The following is a 16,700-nucleotide window of genomic DNA, read 5'->3' as shown; positions in this document are numbered from 1 at the left end:
TATGGACACTCTCGGCTACCTCGGCCAAGGCTTCGGCGTCGCGCTGACCCCGTACAACCTGGTCACTGCCCTTTCCGGCACCCTGATCGGCACCATCGTCGGCCTGCTGCCAGGCCTCGGCCCGATCAACGGCGTAGCGCTGCTGATTCCCATCGCGTTCGCCCTCGGCCTGCCACCTGAGTCGGCATTGATCCTGCTGGCCGCGGTTTATCTGGGCTGCGAATACGGCGGGCGCATCAGCTCGATCCTGCTCAACATTCCAGGCGAAGCCTCTACTGTGATGACCGCACTGGACGGCTACCCGATGGCCCGTCAGGGCTTGGCCGGTGTAGCACTGTCACTGTCCGCCTGGAGTTCCTTCATCGGCGCGCTCATCGCCACCTGCGGCATGGTGATGTTTGCCCCGTTGCTGGCCAAATGGGCGATTGCCTTTGGACCGGCGGAATATTTCGTGCTGATGGTCTTTGCGATTGTCTGCCTGGGCGGCATGGCGGGGGATCGACCGCTGAAAACCTTCGTTGCTGCGTTGATCGGCCTGTTCTTGTCGAGTATCGGCATCGACGCCAACAGCGGCGTGTACCGTTTCACGGGCGACAACATCCACCTGGCCGACGGGATTCAGTTCGTGGTGCTGGTATTGGGCCTGTTCTCGATCAGCGAAATCCTGCTGTTGCTGGAGAAGACCCATCGTGGCCAAGAGGCTGTCAAAGCCACCGGGCGCATGATGTTCAACTTCAAGGAAGCGGCATCGGTGTTCACCGTGAACATTCGCTGCGGCCTGATGGGCTTCATCATGGGCGTGTTGCCCGGCGCCGGCGCTACACTCGCCAGCGCCGTAACCTACATGACCGAGAAACGCATCGCCGGCGCGAGCGGAAAATTCGGACAAGGCGACATGCGCGGTCTGGCAGCCCCTGAAACTGCGATCGGCGCCACGGCGTGCGGCGCATTGGTGCCGATGCTGACCCTGGGCGTTCCGGGTTCGGGCACCACGGCGGTGATGATCGGCGCTCTGTCGCTGTACAACATCACGCCCGGCCCACTGCTGTTCCAACAGCAACCGGACATTGTCTGGGGCCTGATCGCGTCGTTGTTCATCGCCAACATCATGCTGGTGATCCTCAACATTCCGATGATCCGCATCTTCACCCGCATCCTTGCGGTGCCGAACTGGGCGCTGGTGCCGGTCATCGCGATCATCACCGGGATCGGTGTCTACGCCGTTCACGCCACCACCTTCGACCTGTTTCTGATGGTCGGTATCGGCATCTTCGGTTACATCTTGCGCAAGCTGGATTTCCCGCTGTCGCCGATCCTGCTGGGCTTCATCCTCGGCGGACTGATGGAACAGAACCTGCGTCGTGCGCTGTCGATCTCCAACGGTTCGCTGGACATTCTGTGGTCGAGCCCGATCACCCTCGGTGTGTGGGTGGTGACCGCGTTCATGCTGGTGCTGCCGCTGATTCGCATCTGGCGCAAGCGCAGCATTCAGCGCCGCGCGCTGGCCGATGTCTGATCGGCCCTTCAAGACGTGGTGGGGCACACCGCTGGTCGGCCTGCTGGGGGGATTTCTCGCCAGCCAGGTCGGCTGGCCGTTGCCCTGGATGGTCGGCTCGCTGCTGGCGATCATCCTGGTCCGTTGCCTCACCCCGTGGCAGCTGGCTGAAATCCCCGGCGGCCGCAAGTGCGGCCAATGGGTGGTGGGCATTGGCATCGGCCTGCACTTCACCCCGGTCGTCATCGAACAAGTCCTTTCGCATTTTGGCCTGATCTTCGTCGGCGCCCTGATCACTAGCGTGTCCAGCGTGGTCGGCGTGTGGCTGATGCTGCGCACCGGGGAAGACCGCGCCACGGCGTTCTTTTCCAGCATGCCGGGAGGTTCCGGCGAGATGGTCAATCTTGGCGCACGCAACGGCGCCATTCTCAGCAATGTGGCCGCCGGTCAGAGCCTGCGGGTGCTGACCGTAGTGCTGTGCGTACCCGCGATCTTCAAATACTTGATGGGCAGCGGCGGACCCTCCGCACACGCAACGGTGGTGGACTGGACCTGGCTGGCGCTGCTGTTCCCGCTCGGCGCGTTGGTGGCCTGGGGCTGGCAGCGCTTGAAGCAGCCCAACCCGTGGCTGTTCGGGCCGCTGCTGGTCAGCGCGGTGATTAGCATCAGCTTCGACCTGCACATCAGCCTGCCCAATGGCGGCAGTCAAATCGGCCAATGGCTCATCGGCAGCGGACTAGGGTGTCACTTCAACCGCGCGTTCTTTCGTCGCGCGCCCTCGTTCCTGGGCCGCACACTGATCGGAACGGCGCTGACCATGAGCATCGCCGCTCTCTGCGCGTGGATGCTCAGTGCAGCCACGCACCTGGACCTACGCTCGCTGACCCTCGGCATGATGCCCGGCGGGATCGCGGAAATGAGCCTGACCGCAGAGGTGTTGCAGCTGTCGGTGCCGCTGGTCACAGCGATGCAGGTGATGCGGCTGCTGTTTGTGCTGTTCTTGGCGGAGCCGCTGTTTCGGTATTGGAACAAACAGCCGACTCCCTGAAGAAACGCCCTATCCCTTGTGGGAGCTGGCTTGCTGCGGGCGGCGATCCGACGAAGGCGGTGTGTCAGACAACTTGTTTGTATCTAAACCACCGCGTTCGCCAGCAAGCCGGCTCCCACAGTGAGTATGCGGTGTGACAGGTGTTCTGGGGTGGATCAAACCTGCGCCGGCAACCGCCACTCAATCGGCGCGAGCCCGTTCTGCTGCAAATACTTGTTGGCCATGCCGAAATGCCCACAACCGATGAAGCCCTTATAGGCAGACAGCGGCGAAGGGTGGACGGCGGTGAGGATCAAGTGCTTCGACGCATCGATCAGTTTTTTCTTGCTCTGCGCGTGGGAGCCCCACAGCAGGAACACCAGATGCGGTTGATGGGCGCTGACGGTTTCGATGATTTTGTCCGTGAAGTGCTGCCAGCCCTTGCCCGCATGAGATGCCGCATTGGCGCGTTCGACGGTCAGTGTGGTGTTGAGCATCAGCACGCCTTGGTCCGCCCACGATTGCAGATAGCCGTGATTGGGAATGTCGATGTTCAGGTCGCGCTTCAGCTCTTTGTAGATGTTGACCAGCGACGGCGGTGCGGGCACGCCGGGCTGGACCGAGAAACACAGGCCGTGGGCCTGATTCGGGCCGTGGTACGGGTCCTGCCCAAGGATGACCACCTTCACGTTGTCCAGCGGCGTCGAATTCAACGCGTTGAAGATCAACGGACCCGGCGGGTAGATCTGTTTGCCGGCCGCATGCTCCTGGCGCAGAAATTCACGCAGCTGGCCCATGTACGGCTTTTCGAATTCCTCGCGAAGGGCCTGTTTCCAGCTGGGTTCCAGCTTGATGCGATCGTCGTCAGTCATCTTGATATCCGGAAAAACAATGCGCGGACTTTAGGGGCTGTGGCCAATTATTTCCAGCGCAGTGCATCGGGCATTTCCTACACTGCACTGCATCGACCCTGTGCAACTTCCCCCCTTGCGGCGAACTCACAGCCTTGATGGACGCCTGTCCCACGAACACGAGGTCACGATGAATCTGCAATTCGAAGAGCTCACCGGAACCGACGGTGCCCGCTTGGGCATCGCCACGCTGGATGCGGAGAAATCACTGAATGCGCTGTCTCTGCCGATGATTCTGGCGCTGCAGGACCGGCTCGACGCCTGGGCCAGCGACCCGCAAATCGTCTGCGTCTTGCTGCGCGGCAACGGTACAAAAGCCTTTTGCGCAGGAGGCGACGTGCGTGCCCTGGTGGAAGCGGCGCACGGCAAACCAGGAACAGTCCCACCTCTGGCAGCGCAGTTTTTCGCCGCTGAATACCGCCTGGACTACGCGCTGCACACCTACCCGAAACCGGTGATTTGCTGGGGACACGGCTATGTGCTGGGCGGCGGGATGGGCTTATTGCAAAGCGCCAGCATCCGTGTGGTCACGCCGAGCAGTCGCCTGGCGATGCCCGAGATCAATATCGGCCTGTACCCGGACGTCGGCGCCAGCTGGTTTCTGTCGCGTCTGCCCGGAAAACTCGGTCTGTTTCTAGGCCTGACGGGGTCGCACATTAACGGGCGTGACGCACTGGACCTCGATCTCGCCGATCGTTACCTGCTGGAAGACCAACAGGAAGAAATGATTGACCGACTCCTGCAACTGAACTGGCAGGAACAGACCGCCGTTCAGCTCAACAGCCTGTTCAAGGCGCTGCAGCGAGAAGCCCTGGATCACCTGCCTGTCGCGCAATGGTTGCCCCGTCGTCAGCAGATCGACGAGCTGCTGGACGTCGGTGACGCCATTTGTGCGTGGAATGCCCTGAAACATCAGCTGCATGCCCAGGATGCACTGCTGGCCAAAGCGGCCAAGAGCCTGACCGAAGGTTGTCCGATGACGGCGCTGTTGGTGTGGGAGCAGATTCAACGGGCTCGACACCTCTCGTTGGCTGAAGTCTTTCAGATGGAATACAGCATGAGCCTCAATTGCTGCCGACATCCAGAGTTCGCAGAAGGGGTACGGGCGCGACTGATCGACAAGGATCACGCGCCGCGCTGGCACTGGCCGGACATCGCTAGCATTCCGCTGGCGGTGGTGGATGCGCATTTCGAAAAGGCGTGGGAAGGAAGGCATCCACTGGCAGATTTGTCAGCGTACTGAGGACATTTCCGGGAGCGTGCTGGCCCGCCACGGTGGGACGTCAGACCCTGAGTTTGGGATCGCTAGGTTGTCCTTGCAGACTAGCGCACCCACAGTGCATGGATTCAATCAGAAAAAACGGCGCTCCCGAGAGCGCCGTTGTCATTTGTTTTAGCGATTCCCGCCGCCTGGGCCCCCGTGCCCGCCACGGCCGAAATTGCCGTCCTGGCGGAAGTTCCCCCCCGACGGCCTCCCCGGCGCAGGACCGCCTCCCCCACCGTGGTTGCCGTTCCAGCCACCGCCGCCGGGTCTTGGCCCGGGAGGCGGCGGCGGTGGGCGATAACCGGAACCGCCGCCGTGATAGCCGCCTCCGCCACCGTTCCAGTGACCGCCGCCATACCCGGGACGCCCGCCATAGCCAGGACGTCCGCCGTAACCCGGGCCTGGTCCGTAGTAGCGCGGCGGTGGTGCGTAATAACGCGGTGGCGAGTAATAACGCGGCGCCGAGTAATACCGCGGTGAGTAATAAATAGAAGGGCCGTAGCCGCCCGAATACCCGCTCGGCACGCCGGGCTGGTAGCTCTCATACACATACCCGCTGCTGTAAACGGGTTGGGTGTAAGTCTCTGACTCGTAATAGCCTCCGTAGCAACCTGCGAGCGACAACGTCATCAACACGGTAAGCAAGCTTCGTCGATACATAGCGGCCTCCTGGACCGCGATAGAGCTCAAACCAGCGGCGCTGGTCGGCGTTCCCTTAACTGCCGAGAACGCAACATCTGACTGCCAATTCCTCATCGAGTGCCCTAGCCTCTTCGCCAACTGCCAGACGGCGCACCGCCTCGGTGCAGGCCGATTTGCGCCAAAGGTCATGTGGCACATACCCGATTGCGCGCAAACTGTCGCCGCCGATGGCGCAACAGTGTGGCCTCAGGCTAGCATGTCTCGCTCAAATGGATTCTTCATTCAATCGGACTGGTCATGCCCCTTCGTTCCACGCTCCACTCACAACGCTCCTTGCTGTTGACGTTGGTGATTCTCCTGGGGAGCAGCTTTCTGGCGACATCGCTGCTCAGCTACTTCGCTTCGCGAAATGCCATTCGCGACAGCATCGTTAACACCGAGCTCCCGTTGACGTCGGACACGGTGTACTCCGAGATTCAGAAAGACCTGGTTCGTCCGGTGCTGATCTCGTCGATGATGGCCCGCGACACCTTTGTGCGTGACTGGGTGGTGGCCGGGGAGAAAGACCCCGAGCAGATGACTCGCTACCTCAAGGAGGTAATGGATCACTACGGCGCGTACACCTCGTTCTTCGTCTCCAATCACAGCCTGACCTACTACCAGGCCAAAGGCGTGCTGAAAAAAATCCGCCCGGATGAACCCCGCGATGCGTGGTATTACCGAGTGCGCGACATGGCCGAGCCGTATGAGATCAATGTCGACCCGGACCTCGCGAACAAGGACAACCTGACCTTTTTCATCAACTACAAAGTCTTCGATTACAGCGACAATTTCATCGGCGCCACCGGTGTCGGCCTGACCGTGGACGCGGTGATCAAGCTGATGGATCGCTATCAGGAGCGCTATCAACGCAGCGTGTACTTTGTCGACACCTTCGGACGCCTGGTGCTGACCGGTGCAGGCGGCGGGCCACAGGGCGCGAAGATCGGGCAGATACTGCGCGAGCTTCCTGGCCTGGAGAATCTGCTGGACCAAATGCCAAAGCCACTGAGCGGCAGCTATCAATACGATGCCAATGGCGACGCGCATTTCCTCAATGTGCGCTACATCCCGGAACTGAACTGGTACCTGTTCGTCGACAAGCGCGAGGACGGCGCGTTGAGCGACATTCGGCAGTCGTTGTACGTCAATCTGCTGATCTGCCTGGCCGTGATGATGGTGGTATTGGTGTTGCTCAACCGGGTATTGCGCCGTTTTCAATTGCGTATCGAAACCCAGGCGATGCTTGACAGCCTGACGGGCCTGCCCAATCGCCGAGGGTTCGACCGGATCGCCATGAACGCCATTGCCGAATGCCGTCGTGATCACAAGGCACTTTCGGCGATGTTGTTGGACCTCGACCATTTCAAGCGGCTCAACGATACCCACGGCCACTTGGCCGGCGACGAAGTGTTGGTGGGTTTTGCCGACGATGTCAGGCGCTGCCTGCGTGACAGCGACATCATTTGCCGATGGGGCGGCGAAGAGTTCATCATTCTGCTCAAGGACACCAGCACCAGCGGTGCCCGACGCGTTGCCGAGAAAATTCGTCTGCTGGCGGAACAGCATACCTATGTGTTCACAGATGCTGCTCTGCAAGTCACGGTCAGTCTGGGCTTGACCGAGCTGCACCCCAACGACACTTTGCAAAGCCTGATCGCACGCGCCGACCAAGCGCTTTACAGCGCCAAGCAAGGCGGACGCAATCGGGTCTGCACCGAACAGGTAGAACCGGCATGACCGCTGTTCCCGCCGTCGCTGACACCTGCCCTGTCTGCGGCCAGAGCAATCGCTGCACCCTGGCGGACCCGCGAACGGCGGATCAGGCCTGTTGGTGCTTCACGGAAACAATCGACCCCGCGGTACTGGCGGCGTTACCTGAAGACGTTCGGGACAGGGCGTGCCTGTGTCCGCGCTGCGCCGGCTTAGTCGAGGAAACCACGCCTACCTGACGTTGATCCCCGCCCGCGCGTTCAGCAGTGGGAACGAATTCATTGGAGAGACGTTGGTTCAACCGTTAAAGATCTGGGGGTCGAAATTGAATAAATGGGCTCCCGCCAGTTCAGCGTCGGGCGGGCTTGCCCTAACATGCCACCCTTTACCACATGCCGACCTACCATGCGTCTCGACCGTTTTCTCAGCAACCTTCCCCGCTTCAGCCGCAAAGACGTGCGCCTGGCCTTGCTCGCCAGTCGGGTCAAGGTAGATGGGTTGATCGTGAAGAACCCATTACACGAGGTACGAGAATTCAATGAGGTGAGGCTCGACGATGAAACGCTGCAATCCGGCAAACCCGCCCGCTATTTCATGCTGCACAAGCCCACCGGTTGCGTCAGCGCGACGACCGATCCGCAGCACGCTACCGTTCTGGATCTGCTTCACGAGCCAGAAAAGCACGACCTGCACATCGCCGGACGCCTGGATTTCAATACTTCAGGTCTGATGCTGATCACTAATGATGGGCAATGGTCCCGCCGTCTGACCCAACCCACCACTCGACTGCTAAAGGTCTACAACGTTGAAACCGAGCAGGAAATCGGTCAGCACTATGTGAAGAAGTTCGCCGAGGGGTTCTACTTCGCCTTCGAAGACCTGACGACCTTGCCTGCCGAACTGATCATCCTTGACCCCCACCATGCCCGATTGAGCATCATGGAAGGCCGCTACCATCAGGTGAAACGCATGTTCGGCTTCTTCAATAACAAGGTTGTGGGCCTGCACCGCGAAAGCATGGGTCCACTGGTGCTCGATTCAGCGCTACAGCCTGGCCATTACCGCGCACTCACGGCTGAGGAGATTCGCCTGATTTGATGGTCTTTCGACCGCCCGGCAGATTGCGCAAGACAATTCGCCCGCCGCGCTTGCAGATTCCTGAGCGGACTGCTTGAATCCGAGCGTCGGTCCACATATGACCGATCAGTCACAGGCCTTTTTCAATAAAAACTCCGTCGTTACCGCGCCTTATCTTCGGGCCGCGGTTCGGTAGAGCGCCCGCTAATAACAGCCGCTGTCGGACGATCTGATCCGGCCGACATGCCCCCCCTTTCCAGGCACTGCCTACCTGTCACGAAACACGTGCAACGTGATTGCGTGCACACCTGTTTTAACGTCAGGAGACATGGATATGAATCCAGAAATCGCTGTGCTTGATATCCAGGGCCAGTTTCGGGTTTACACAGAGTTCTACCGCGCAGACGCCGCGGAAAAGACCATCGTCATGGTTAACGGCTCACTGGCCACGACAGCATCGTTCGCCCAGACCGTGCGCAACCTGCATCCGCAGTTCAATGTAGTCCTTTACGACCAGCCTTACGCGGGTAAATCCAAGCCGCACAACCTGCACGAAAAACCGCTGACCAAAGAAGTCGAAGGTCAAATCCTGCTGGAGCTGATCGACCATTTCAACGCCGAACACATCCTGTCGTTCTCGTGGGGTGGCGCGGCAGCGCTGGTCGCGTTGGCGCATCGCCCCAAGCGGGTCGAAAAAGCCGTCATCAGTTCTTTCTCGCCGGTCATCAACGAACCCATGCACGATTACCTGACGCGCGGCCAGCAGCACTTGGGCGCCTGCGACCGGTACGAAGTCGGCACGCTGATCAACAGCACCATTGGCAAACACTTGCCGTCGCTGTTCAAGCGTTTCAACTATCGGCATCTCAGCTCGCTGGACCTGCACGAATACGCGCAGATGCATCACCACATCAACCATGTGCTGGACACCACCACGCACGGCCAGATCAAAGCCGCCAAACGCATCAACGTGCCGGTGTTGTTCATCAATGGTGAATGGGACGAATACACGGCGGCACCGGATGCGCAACTGTTTGCCAACCACATCCGGGATTGCCAGTTCATCACCATCAACCACGCGGGACATTTCCTGGACATGGAGAACAAGGCAGCCTGCCTGCAATCCCGGAACGCGCTGATGAGCTTTCTGACCCCGTCTCCCGAACCCGTTCGCCTGCGTCATCGACAGGTGCAGCCAAACCCTGCATTTGCGCTCTGACCGGGGGAGGTATTGCGGATGGACTCATTCGCGATCAACCATCCAACGCGAGGCGCGAACCAACTCCAAACCTTGAAGCATGCAGTTGATTTTCCCCTGCACGGCATTTAACGCTTCATTTCACTGCCCGCTTCTGGTACAAAGTCAGCCGCTGAAAGCGTCGGTAGCGGATGTCGTCAAACGGCACGGTTTCCGTGGATGTTCATACGAAGGTCAGGAAGAATCACCTGCCGAATGAGCAATAGACGCACAAAAACAGCGGGTATAGTTTAGTGGCAAAACGAAAGCTTCCCAAGCTTTAGTTGAGGGTTCGATTCCCTCTACCCGCTCCAGTCTCTCAAGTCCCCTCCCCCGATCCACATCCCTTTCTTCGTGCTGATCATCCGGAACGATTTCGCTATCGCCGATGTTTGTTGCGGCTCGGATGTTCTTTGCCAAACCGGAGCTTCAGCTGATGGGTGAATCAGCACGACAGAGCTATCTGTCATTCAGCTACCCCTGATCCGTTTTATTCGCTTTTGCAGATACCCGATGCGCGCGTAGGGTGGGCTATCCGAATTCAATAGGCGATGACGATGGACAAGGCCCACACGCGCTCCCCCTCTGCAACTGATCAGGCCCGCAATGCCAAATGGGGCGTGGCCGCAGGTTTCCTCGCAACGCTTGTCGGGATCGGGCTGGCGCGATTTGCCTACACACCACTGTTGCCCGCGATCATCGATGCAGGTTGGTTCGACGCGTCCAAGGCCGCTTATTTAGGCGCGGCCAATCTTGCGGGTTATCTGGTCGGCGCGCTGAGCGGCAGGGTAATGGCGGACAGATCATCAACGGCCTTCACGCTGCGAGCCATGATGTTGCTGGCCAGCGCTGCATTTCTGGCGTGTGCGTTTCCGGTGTCCTACCTATGGTTTTTCGGCTGGCGACTGCTGTCGGGGATCTCCGGAGGGGCCTTGATGGTGTTGGCGGCGCCTGCGGTGTTGGCCCACGTGACGCCTGCCAAGAGAGGGCTGGCAGGCGGCGTCATTTTCATGGGTGTCGGTGTCGGCATCGCGGCGTCGGGTACGTTGGTGCCATTGCTGTTGCAGCAAGGCTTGAGACAGACGTGGATAGGCCTGGGCGTGATCAGCCTGGTGTTCACTGCGCTCGCCTGGAAAGGTTGGCCGACGCATGAAACGGCGCCCGCCCACGCGACCCGTCACCCTCGTCAATCAAATAACAAAAGGCTTAACGCTCTGTACGCGGAGTACGCCCTCAATGCCGCGGGCTGGGTCCCGCACATGATTTTCCTGGTGGCGTACGTCGCGCACGGCCTGGGCAAAGGGCTCGACGTCGGCGCGCAGTATTGGGTGCTGTTTGGCGTCGGCGCCACTGTGGGGCCATTGTTGGCGGGAGCGCTGGCGGATCGTGTGGGCTTCGGTCTGGCGTTGCGTTTGTCGTTTATTTTGGAGGGGGTATGCGTGTGCATCCCGGCGCTTGGGCTCGACGCGCCGTGGCTGATGACGTCAAGCGTGGTGGTCGGCGCCTTCGTCACCGGTACCGTGCCATTGGTGCTGGGCCGGGTGCATGAGTTGCTCGCCTATCACCCTGCGCAACAAGGAGCAGCCTGGCGCACAGCAACCGTAGGTTTCGCGTTGTTTCAGGCAGTGGGGGCCTATGGATTTTCGTACCTGTTCGCGTACAGCGGGGGCCATTACGCGCTGCTATTCTTGATTGGCACCGCAGCCATTGCCCTGGCTTTGCTGATTGATCTAGTCGCAGCGCGTCTGCCGACCGCCCCCCCTCATTGACGTCTACGCACGCTGTCGAATCGGCGAAGGGCGGGCCTGCCCTTCCTGACGCACGCTGTCGAGAAAGGTCGCCAACGCGCTGGAAACATGGCCATCTGTGCGTCGTATAAATACCGTCTCGACGTGGGCGAACGCCGCAGGGATGTCATGAACGGCCACTAGACCGTCTTCCCAGGCACTGGCGGCCACCCCTCTCGGCAGCAGCGTGACGCCGACTCCCGCCGAGACGCAGGCCAGGATCGCATCGATGGATCCGAACTCCAGCGGCTCTGGTGCGACGATGCCCATACTCGCCAGCAATGCATCCAGGCGTTGCCGGTAGGAACACCCCACGCGAAACACCACGGTCTTCAAATGGGACATCGCCGTTAGCGCGTCAAGGGTACGAACCGAGCGGGACGTCACCAGCACCAGTTCTTCGTTGGATACAGTTTCGGCCTGTAAATCAGGGTGGCTCACCGGGCCCGCCACGAACGCGCCTTCGAGCTTACACTCGACGACATCTTGAATGAGACTGCCGGTGGTGCCCGTGCGTACCACCGGGCGAACGTCAGGCCAAGCCTTGGCGAAACGTGCGATCAACAGGGGGAGGCGAAGTGCAAGGGTGGTCTCCAGCGTGCCAACTTCCAGCAATCCGCTGGGCTGGCCGTCGTCGCGGGCAGCAGCGGCAGCGTCGGAAAGCAGTTTGGCGAGCCGTGCGGCGTAGGGCAGAACGCGTCTTCCTGCCGGCGTGATCTGCACGCCCTTGGCACTGCGCTGAAACAGCGAAACCCCCAGCTCCTCCTCCAGCGAGCGAATCCTTGACGAGACATTCGACTGGACGGTGTTCAGTTCCACAGCTGCCTTGTTCATGCTGCCGTGTCGCGCAACCGCGTCGACCACCTTCAAATCGATGACATCCACGAAGCTCACCTGCTATCTCAAAAAGTACTAACTGGGCCGATAGGCCATTGGCTTTCGAGATTAGGCGCGATGAGCGTCGTTGACAAGAAATGCAGCTGTCGCAGGCCGACTGCTGATAAAAGAAAAGCCCCTGATGAACCGGGGCTTTAGTGTGTGTAGGGGATGTTCAATGCTTGGTCTGTCCTTCTGCGTCGGGGATCGGCTTCACAGCGGCATCATTGCTGTCGGCATTGACGGCTGCTCGCTGCTTATACGCTGGCAACGACGCTGCGAACGCCATCGCCTCCTCTCGCGTATCAAACGATCCAAGTCGGTCGCTCTGGGTGCAGACGCGCCAGGGTCCGTGGTTCACGTTGATGACCTCATAACCATTGAGATGCGTTTTGAGCACTGTGCTTTGCATGGGTGCCTCCCTCTCGTTCAGAGAGTGTGGTGTGAGTCCGCAAGCCGGTCAGGGCTTCAACGGGCGCTCTTCGTCTTTTTCGGAAAGGCTTTTGCCGTCATCGGGGTGTTTCCAGGTCTGGGGTGGCGGCGTCTCGCGCACTTCGTCGTCCAAGCTTTCTAAACGTTCGAACTCGCGCGCCTGTGCGTCTGGCCCAGTGTCATGCGGGGTTTCCATGGGATTGGGATTGGGGCCGGGGCTCTGCGCGGCGGGTGTATTCACTGGATCGGTTGTCATATGCACCTCTCAGCGAAGCGGATGTGGGTTCATGGCGTTAGAGAAATCGATATCCCACCGGTTCGAACTTTCTGCCGAGCGGTGGATGACGCATGCGCCGTTGACAAGCTCGGCCGGTGTTCCTATAAGTCCACTCCGTTCTGAGCCTGGTCGGTACCTGCACCTGCTCATGACCTGCTCACCTGACAGCGAAGCGAGATGATGGAATCCACCGATTTTGATGCCGGATTGGCAGACTGGAACCAGCTGAAGACAGACCATCCCTGCTCGGGGTTGCTGCTGGGCAATGGTGCAAGCCTCGCCGTATGGAAAAACTTTGCCTACGACTCGCTGTTCGAATTGGCTCAGACCACGCGCAACAAGCCTCTGAGCCCAACTGAACTGGCGCTGTTCAAGTCGATGGAGACTGAAAACTTCGAGCCCGTCCTCAGCGGCCTGAAGGTCGCGATGCGAGTGAACGCAGCCCTGACCATCGGATCATCGTCGCCGCGCAATCGCTACTTTGCGATCAAGGAAGCGTTGATTCACGGCATACGCTCGGCGCACATTCCGTGGCGCCTGATGGAGCCTTCCACCATTGCCCACATCAGCCAGGCCCTGAGCGAGTACGCGACGGTTTATTCGACCAACTACGACTTGCTGGCTTACTGGGCGGTCATGCACGGCGCGCAGCCGTTCGATGATCTGTTCGACGAAGACGCCCAGTTCAACCTGCACCGTACCGACAGCCATGCCACCCGCATCCTGTACCTGCACGGTGGGATGCACTTGGTGAAAAACTTCGACGGCACCGCGCGCAAACTGCAGTCATCCGAAAGCACGCTTTTGGGCAGTTTCGCCGTCAACGCGCTGGAGGACGTGCCGCTGTTCGTCTGCGAAGGGCGCAGCGCAGACAAAATGAAAATCATCCGTGGCTCGGATTACCTGTCTTACTGTCACGCCCAACTTTCACAGCACCAGGGCGCGTTGTGCATCTTCGGCCATACGTTGGGTAAACAGGATCGGCACATTCTCGACGCCGTGCTACAAGCGCGACCAAACCTTGTGGCGATCTCGGTTCTGCCGCGCAGCGAAGCGTTCATTCAGCACCGCAAGCGGCATTACACCGCACTGTTCGAAGGACAGAACATCGAGTTGAAGTTTTTCGACGCCACGAGCCATCCGCTGGGGAAACCGGCATTGTCGGTGCCCGTGGCTCGGTTGAAAGAGACAGTCGGGTTAACGAAGGGTTAACCCGCGAATGACCTCGTTCAAGAGCGCAAGAGGGTGCCAACCCGGCATCACGAACTACTCGTTACCTTCCGACACTGTCCCCAGGGCGACGGCATCGCCCTTCGCCTTTTTCCCCACGCTGGCGGCCATCGATTCGGTGGATAACCGAACACTGCTCAGAGCGGCAAGCCGGTCGCTGCTCGTCGACTTGACGACGCTCGCTGACCACTGAGCCGCTACGGTCGCCATCCAGGCGACTACAAACACCGCGACACCTTGCAACGCCCACTTTCCAATGACCGACACGATGGTTCTCCTGGCTGATGATTGATGGCAGCAATTTGACCCTCAAACTGTTGCAGGAAGATGGCATTCAATTTCTGCACCAAGATCCACGTTCAGGTAACCGCCGTTTGAAAATCCTTATAAACGGCGTTTTCCCTTTTGCGCCGAAGTGTACGGTTGATTCTGTTGCTAGCTGTTAAGGGGAAAAACCTGAGATCTGTGGCTGAATGAATGCCTTCTTTTCACCTATAAGAACAAGGCAAGATTCAGCATGGCGTCTCGCGAAAACACCGGCATGATCCTCGGGTTGGTCGGGGTGGTGATCTTCAGTCTTACCCTGCCCATGACCCGGATTGTCGTTCAGGAAATCCACCCGCTACTCAACGGTCTGGGTCGAGCGCTGGTCGCGGCGATTCCGGCAGCGGTTCTTTTGCTGTGGCGTCGGGAAAAACTGCCGACGTTTGCGCAATTCAAGGCACTGCTGGTCGTCGCGCTGGGTGTGATCATCGGCTTTCCGGTGCTGTCGGCCTGGGCGATGAAGACCTTGCCCGCCTCCCACGGTGCTCTGGTGAACGGGCTCCAACCGTTATTGGTTGCCATTTATGCAGCGTGGCTGTCTCACGAGCGTCCGTCCCGCGCTTTCTGGGCATGCGCCGCGATGGGCAGCGTTATCGTGCTGGGGTACGCGCTGATCAGCGGGGCCGGCAATCTGCAAGCCGGGGATCTGCTGATGGTCGGTGCAGTCGCCGTCGGCGGCCTGGGTTATGCCGAAGGCGGCCGACTGGCGAAGCAAATGGGCGGCTGGCAAGTCATCTGCTGGGCGTTGGTGATTTCAATCCCGGTGCTGATCATCCCTGTCGGCTATCTGGCGTCTCAACACCAAGGCCCTATTTCCATGGGCGCATGGTGGGCGTTCGGCTATGTGTCGCTGTTCTCGCAGTTCATCGGCTTTTTCGCCTGGTACGCGGGATTGGCGATGGGCGGGATTGCCCGGGTCAGTCAGATCCAACTGGTGCAGTTGTTTTTCACCATGGCGTTTTCAGCGCTGTTTTTCGGGGAACACATCGACCCGATCACCTGGATCTTCGCCGCCGGCGTCGTAGTCACCTTGGCCATCGGGCGCAAAACTGCTGTGATCGCACCCAAGCCTGTTGTCGCCACTCGGGTTTAACCCAGCAAACCATCCGCCTGGAGCAGCGTCTCCAGGCATTGCTCCTGAATGTTGTAGAACGCTTTCAATTCCTGGATTCTCACCAGCAGGTCAGCGGGGTCAACTGACGTCGAGCGCTTGACCGCCAGGATCATCTTGTTCTTGTTGGTGTGCTCCAACGAAATAAACTCGAATACCTTGGTTTCATAGCCACACGCTTCCAGCAGCAGCGCGCGCAACGCATCGGTGACCATCTCTGCCTGCTGCCCCATGTGCAAACCGTATTGCAGCATCGGCTTGAGCAGGGTTGGGCTTTGGATCTGCAAGCGGACCTGTTTGTGACAGCACGGCGAACACATGATGATCGACGCGCCCGAGCGAATCCCGGTGTGGATCGCATAGTCGGTGGCGATGTCGCAGGCATGCAGCGCAATCATCACGTCCAGTGCGCCTGGCACCACAGAGCGCACGTCACCGCATTTGAACACCAGACCCGGATGCTCCAGCCGCTCCGCGGCGTTGTTGCACAGAGTGACCATGTCCTCGCGTAGCTCAACCCCCGTCACTTCCCCCTCCACCTGCAACGTGTTGCGCAGGTAATCGTGAATAGCGAAGGTCAGGTAGCCTTTGCCCGAACCGAAATCGGCGACCGTCACCGGCTTGTCGAGAGTGATGGGCGAGGTGCTTAGAGCGTGGGAGAACACTTCAATGAACTTGTTGATCTGCTTCCATTTGCGCGACATGGCCGGAATCAGCTCATGTTGCTTGTTCGTCACGCCCAGGTCGGTGAGGAACGGACGGCTCAGCTCAAGGTAACGCTTCTTCTCGCGATCATGCTCGGCAGAGGGTGCTGCCCGCTGCTGTTGTGAAGTATTGCGGAACAGCATGCTTTTGCCCTTCTTGCTGAACTCCAGTTGCACTTCGTCAGTGAGAGACAGCATATGGGCATTCTTGAAGGACTCGGGCAGCAGACTGGCGATTAGCGCCTGCGCATCGACCAGTGGGTAATTCTTGGTGATATCCCGGGTCTTGTACCGATAAACGAAGGACAGGCAGGCCTGATCCTTGAGGGTTGTCGGCTTGATGATGATCCGCTGCAATTCCGCTTCGCTGCCGACGTATTTAGCCAGCACGAGCTTGACCAGCGAGCTCTGCGTCAGGCAGGTGTCCAGCAGGCTCAAGAACTGGGCGCGGTGATCCTGAACAGGCAAGACGGCAGGTGCGGTAGCGGACATCGGGTGAAGCCTCGGTAAGCGGAAAATGCGAGGCCGGTATTTTAGGCGGGTACAGCGATGAG

General features: G+C 59.6%; 17 protein-coding genes and 1 tRNA gene. 11 read left to right on the top strand and 7 right to left on the bottom strand.

What is annotated here, in order from left to right; all coding sequences use genetic code 11:
- The first annotated feature begins 1 nt into the window (after position 1).
- Both B3N48_RS04830 and B3N48_RS04825 read left to right on the top strand, forming a co-directional pair.
- Positions 2-1,516, top strand: a complete 1,515-nt coding sequence (locus tag B3N48_RS04830; protein ID WP_296180129.1) for a tripartite tricarboxylate transporter permease — start codon at positions 2-4, stop codon at positions 1,514-1,516.
- The gene (locus tag B3N48_RS04825; RefSeq protein ID WP_296180127.1) at positions 1,509-2,543 is read left to right on the top strand and encodes an AbrB family transcriptional regulator; all 1,035 of its coding nucleotides are present in this window, start codon (positions 1,509-1,511) and stop codon (positions 2,541-2,543) included. Before B3N48_RS04830 ends, B3N48_RS04825 begins: the two co-directional genes overlap by 8 nt.
- Positions 2,544-2,698: 155 nt before the next feature.
- Here B3N48_RS04825 and ung read toward each other — a convergent pair whose 3' ends face one another.
- Positions 2,699-3,394, bottom strand: a complete 696-nt coding sequence (gene ung, locus B3N48_RS04820; RefSeq protein WP_296180124.1) for a uracil-DNA glycosylase — start codon at positions 3,392-3,394, stop codon at positions 2,699-2,701.
- A 169-nt stretch (positions 3,395-3,563) separates the two neighbouring features.
- Here ung and B3N48_RS04815 point away from each other — a divergent pair, with 169 nt between their 5' ends.
- The gene (locus tag B3N48_RS04815) at positions 3,564-4,676 is read left to right on the top strand and encodes an enoyl-CoA hydratase/isomerase family protein (RefSeq protein WP_296180122.1); all 1,113 of its coding nucleotides are present in this window, start codon (positions 3,564-3,566) and stop codon (positions 4,674-4,676) included.
- A 150-nt stretch (positions 4,677-4,826) separates the two neighbouring features.
- Here B3N48_RS04815 and B3N48_RS04810 read toward each other — a convergent pair whose 3' ends face one another.
- Positions 4,827-5,357 carry a hypothetical protein gene (locus B3N48_RS04810; protein WP_296180120.1) on the bottom strand — a complete coding sequence of 177 codons (531 nt, stop codon included), beginning with the start codon at positions 5,355-5,357 and terminating at the stop codon, positions 4,827-4,829.
- Positions 5,358-5,636: 279 nt separating this feature from the next.
- On the opposite strand from B3N48_RS04810, the gene B3N48_RS04805 reads away from it, so the two are divergent.
- The 6 genes from B3N48_RS04805 to B3N48_RS04780 all read left to right on the top strand — a co-directional run bounded on the left by B3N48_RS04805 (position 5,637) and on the right by B3N48_RS04780 (position 11,174).
- Positions 5,637-7,118 carry a sensor domain-containing diguanylate cyclase gene (locus B3N48_RS04805; RefSeq protein WP_296180118.1) on the top strand — a complete coding sequence of 494 codons (1,482 nt, stop codon included), beginning with the start codon at positions 5,637-5,639 and terminating at the stop codon, positions 7,116-7,118.
- Positions 7,115-7,330: a cysteine-rich CWC family protein gene (locus tag B3N48_RS04800; RefSeq protein WP_296180116.1), complete on the top strand. Its 216-nt coding sequence runs from the start codon at positions 7,115-7,117 to the stop codon at positions 7,328-7,330. Before B3N48_RS04805 ends, B3N48_RS04800 begins: the two co-directional genes overlap by 4 nt.
- Before the next feature lie 166 nt (positions 7,331-7,496).
- Entirely contained in the window at positions 7,497-8,189 is a 693-nt protein-coding gene (locus tag B3N48_RS04795) for a pseudouridine synthase (protein ID WP_296180114.1), read from the top strand.
- Positions 8,190-8,502: 313 nt separating this feature from the next.
- Complete coding sequence (locus B3N48_RS04790; protein ID WP_296180113.1) at positions 8,503-9,387, top strand: alpha/beta fold hydrolase; 885 nt, start codon at positions 8,503-8,505, stop codon at positions 9,385-9,387.
- 258 nt (positions 9,388-9,645) lie between these two features.
- Positions 9,646-9,719 (top strand) — tRNA-Gly (locus tag B3N48_RS04785).
- A 243-nt stretch (positions 9,720-9,962) separates the two neighbouring features.
- Complete coding sequence (locus B3N48_RS04780; protein ID WP_296180109.1) at positions 9,963-11,174, top strand: YbfB/YjiJ family MFS transporter; 1,212 nt, start codon at positions 9,963-9,965, stop codon at positions 11,172-11,174.
- A 3-nt stretch (positions 11,175-11,177) separates the two neighbouring features.
- Here B3N48_RS04780 and B3N48_RS04775 read toward each other — a convergent pair whose 3' ends face one another.
- From B3N48_RS04775 to B3N48_RS04765, 3 genes are all read right to left on the bottom strand, one after another.
- Positions 11,178-12,077, bottom strand: a complete 900-nt coding sequence (locus B3N48_RS04775; protein ID WP_296180107.1) for a LysR family transcriptional regulator — start codon at positions 12,075-12,077, stop codon at positions 11,178-11,180.
- A gap of 166 nt (positions 12,078-12,243) precedes the next feature.
- Entirely contained in the window at positions 12,244-12,480 is a 237-nt protein-coding gene (locus B3N48_RS04770; protein WP_296180105.1) for a DUF2188 domain-containing protein, read from the bottom strand.
- Between the two features lie 48 nt (positions 12,481-12,528).
- The gene (locus B3N48_RS04765) at positions 12,529-12,756 is read right to left on the bottom strand and encodes a hypothetical protein (RefSeq protein WP_296181676.1); all 228 of its coding nucleotides are present in this window, start codon (positions 12,754-12,756) and stop codon (positions 12,529-12,531) included.
- A gap of 198 nt (positions 12,757-12,954) precedes the next feature.
- Between B3N48_RS04765 and B3N48_RS04760 the strand changes: the two genes are divergently transcribed.
- Positions 12,955-13,989 (top strand): DUF4917 family protein, encoded by a 1,035-nt coding sequence (locus B3N48_RS04760; RefSeq protein WP_296180102.1) that lies wholly within the window; start codon positions 12,955-12,957, stop codon positions 13,987-13,989.
- A 54-nt stretch (positions 13,990-14,043) separates the two neighbouring features.
- Here B3N48_RS04760 and B3N48_RS04755 read toward each other — a convergent pair whose 3' ends face one another.
- Complete coding sequence (locus tag B3N48_RS04755; RefSeq protein ID WP_296180100.1) at positions 14,044-14,274, bottom strand: hypothetical protein; 231 nt, start codon at positions 14,272-14,274, stop codon at positions 14,044-14,046.
- Positions 14,275-14,524: 250 nt separating this feature from the next.
- On the opposite strand from B3N48_RS04755, the gene B3N48_RS04750 reads away from it, so the two are divergent.
- Entirely contained in the window at positions 14,525-15,424 is a 900-nt protein-coding gene (locus B3N48_RS04750; RefSeq protein WP_296180097.1) for a DMT family transporter, read from the top strand.
- On the opposite strand, the gene B3N48_RS04745 is transcribed toward B3N48_RS04750, so the two are convergent.
- Positions 15,421-16,638 (bottom strand): class I SAM-dependent methyltransferase, encoded by a 1,218-nt coding sequence (locus B3N48_RS04745; RefSeq protein WP_296180095.1) that lies wholly within the window; start codon positions 16,636-16,638, stop codon positions 15,421-15,423. The genes B3N48_RS04750 and B3N48_RS04745 overlap by 4 nt on opposite strands.
- Between the last annotated feature and the right edge of the window lie 62 nt (positions 16,639-16,700).

Origin of the sequence: Pseudomonas sp. UBA1879 (assembly GCF_002338065.1) — a bacterium.
GTDB lineage: Bacteria > Pseudomonadota > Gammaproteobacteria > Pseudomonadales > Pseudomonadaceae > Aquipseudomonas.
The sequence above is the reverse complement of the archived record's forward strand: the minus strand, read 5'-3'. Positions and strand labels throughout refer to the sequence as shown.

Bases quoted from the DNA above. Each gene is read 5' to 3' on its own strand.
- B3N48_RS04830 (WP_296180129.1), top strand. From the start codon at position 2: ATGGACACTCTCGGCTACCTCGGCCAAGGCTTCGGCGTCGCGCTGACC.
- B3N48_RS04825 (WP_296180127.1), top strand. From the start codon at position 1,509: ATGTCTGATCGGCCCTTCAAGACGTGGTGGGGCACACCGCTGGTCGGC.
- ung (WP_296180124.1), bottom strand. From the start codon at position 3,394: ATGACTGACGACGATCGCATCAAGCTGGAACCCAGCTGGAAACAGGCC.
- B3N48_RS04815 (WP_296180122.1), top strand. From the start codon at position 3,564: ATGAATCTGCAATTCGAAGAGCTCACCGGAACCGACGGTGCCCGCTTG.
- B3N48_RS04810 (WP_296180120.1), bottom strand. From the start codon at position 5,357: ATGTATCGACGAAGCTTGCTTACCGTGTTGATGACGTTGTCGCTCGCA.
- B3N48_RS04805 (WP_296180118.1), top strand. From the start codon at position 5,637: ATGCCCCTTCGTTCCACGCTCCACTCACAACGCTCCTTGCTGTTGACG.
- B3N48_RS04800 (WP_296180116.1), top strand. From the start codon at position 7,115: ATGACCGCTGTTCCCGCCGTCGCTGACACCTGCCCTGTCTGCGGCCAG.
- B3N48_RS04795 (WP_296180114.1), top strand. From the start codon at position 7,497: ATGCGTCTCGACCGTTTTCTCAGCAACCTTCCCCGCTTCAGCCGCAAA.
- B3N48_RS04790 (WP_296180113.1), top strand. From the start codon at position 8,503: ATGAATCCAGAAATCGCTGTGCTTGATATCCAGGGCCAGTTTCGGGTT.
- B3N48_RS04780 (WP_296180109.1), top strand. From the start codon at position 9,963: ATGGACAAGGCCCACACGCGCTCCCCCTCTGCAACTGATCAGGCCCGC.
- B3N48_RS04770 (WP_296180105.1), bottom strand. From the start codon at position 12,480: ATGCAAAGCACAGTGCTCAAAACGCATCTCAATGGTTATGAGGTCATC.
- B3N48_RS04765 (WP_296181676.1), bottom strand. From the start codon at position 12,756: ATGACAACCGATCCAGTGAATACACCCGCCGCGCAGAGCCCCGGCCCC.
- B3N48_RS04760 (WP_296180102.1), top strand. From the start codon at position 12,955: ATGATGGAATCCACCGATTTTGATGCCGGATTGGCAGACTGGAACCAG.
- B3N48_RS04750 (WP_296180097.1), top strand. From the start codon at position 14,525: ATGGCGTCTCGCGAAAACACCGGCATGATCCTCGGGTTGGTCGGGGTG.
- B3N48_RS04745 (WP_296180095.1), bottom strand. From the start codon at position 16,638: ATGTCCGCTACCGCACCTGCCGTCTTGCCTGTTCAGGATCACCGCGCC.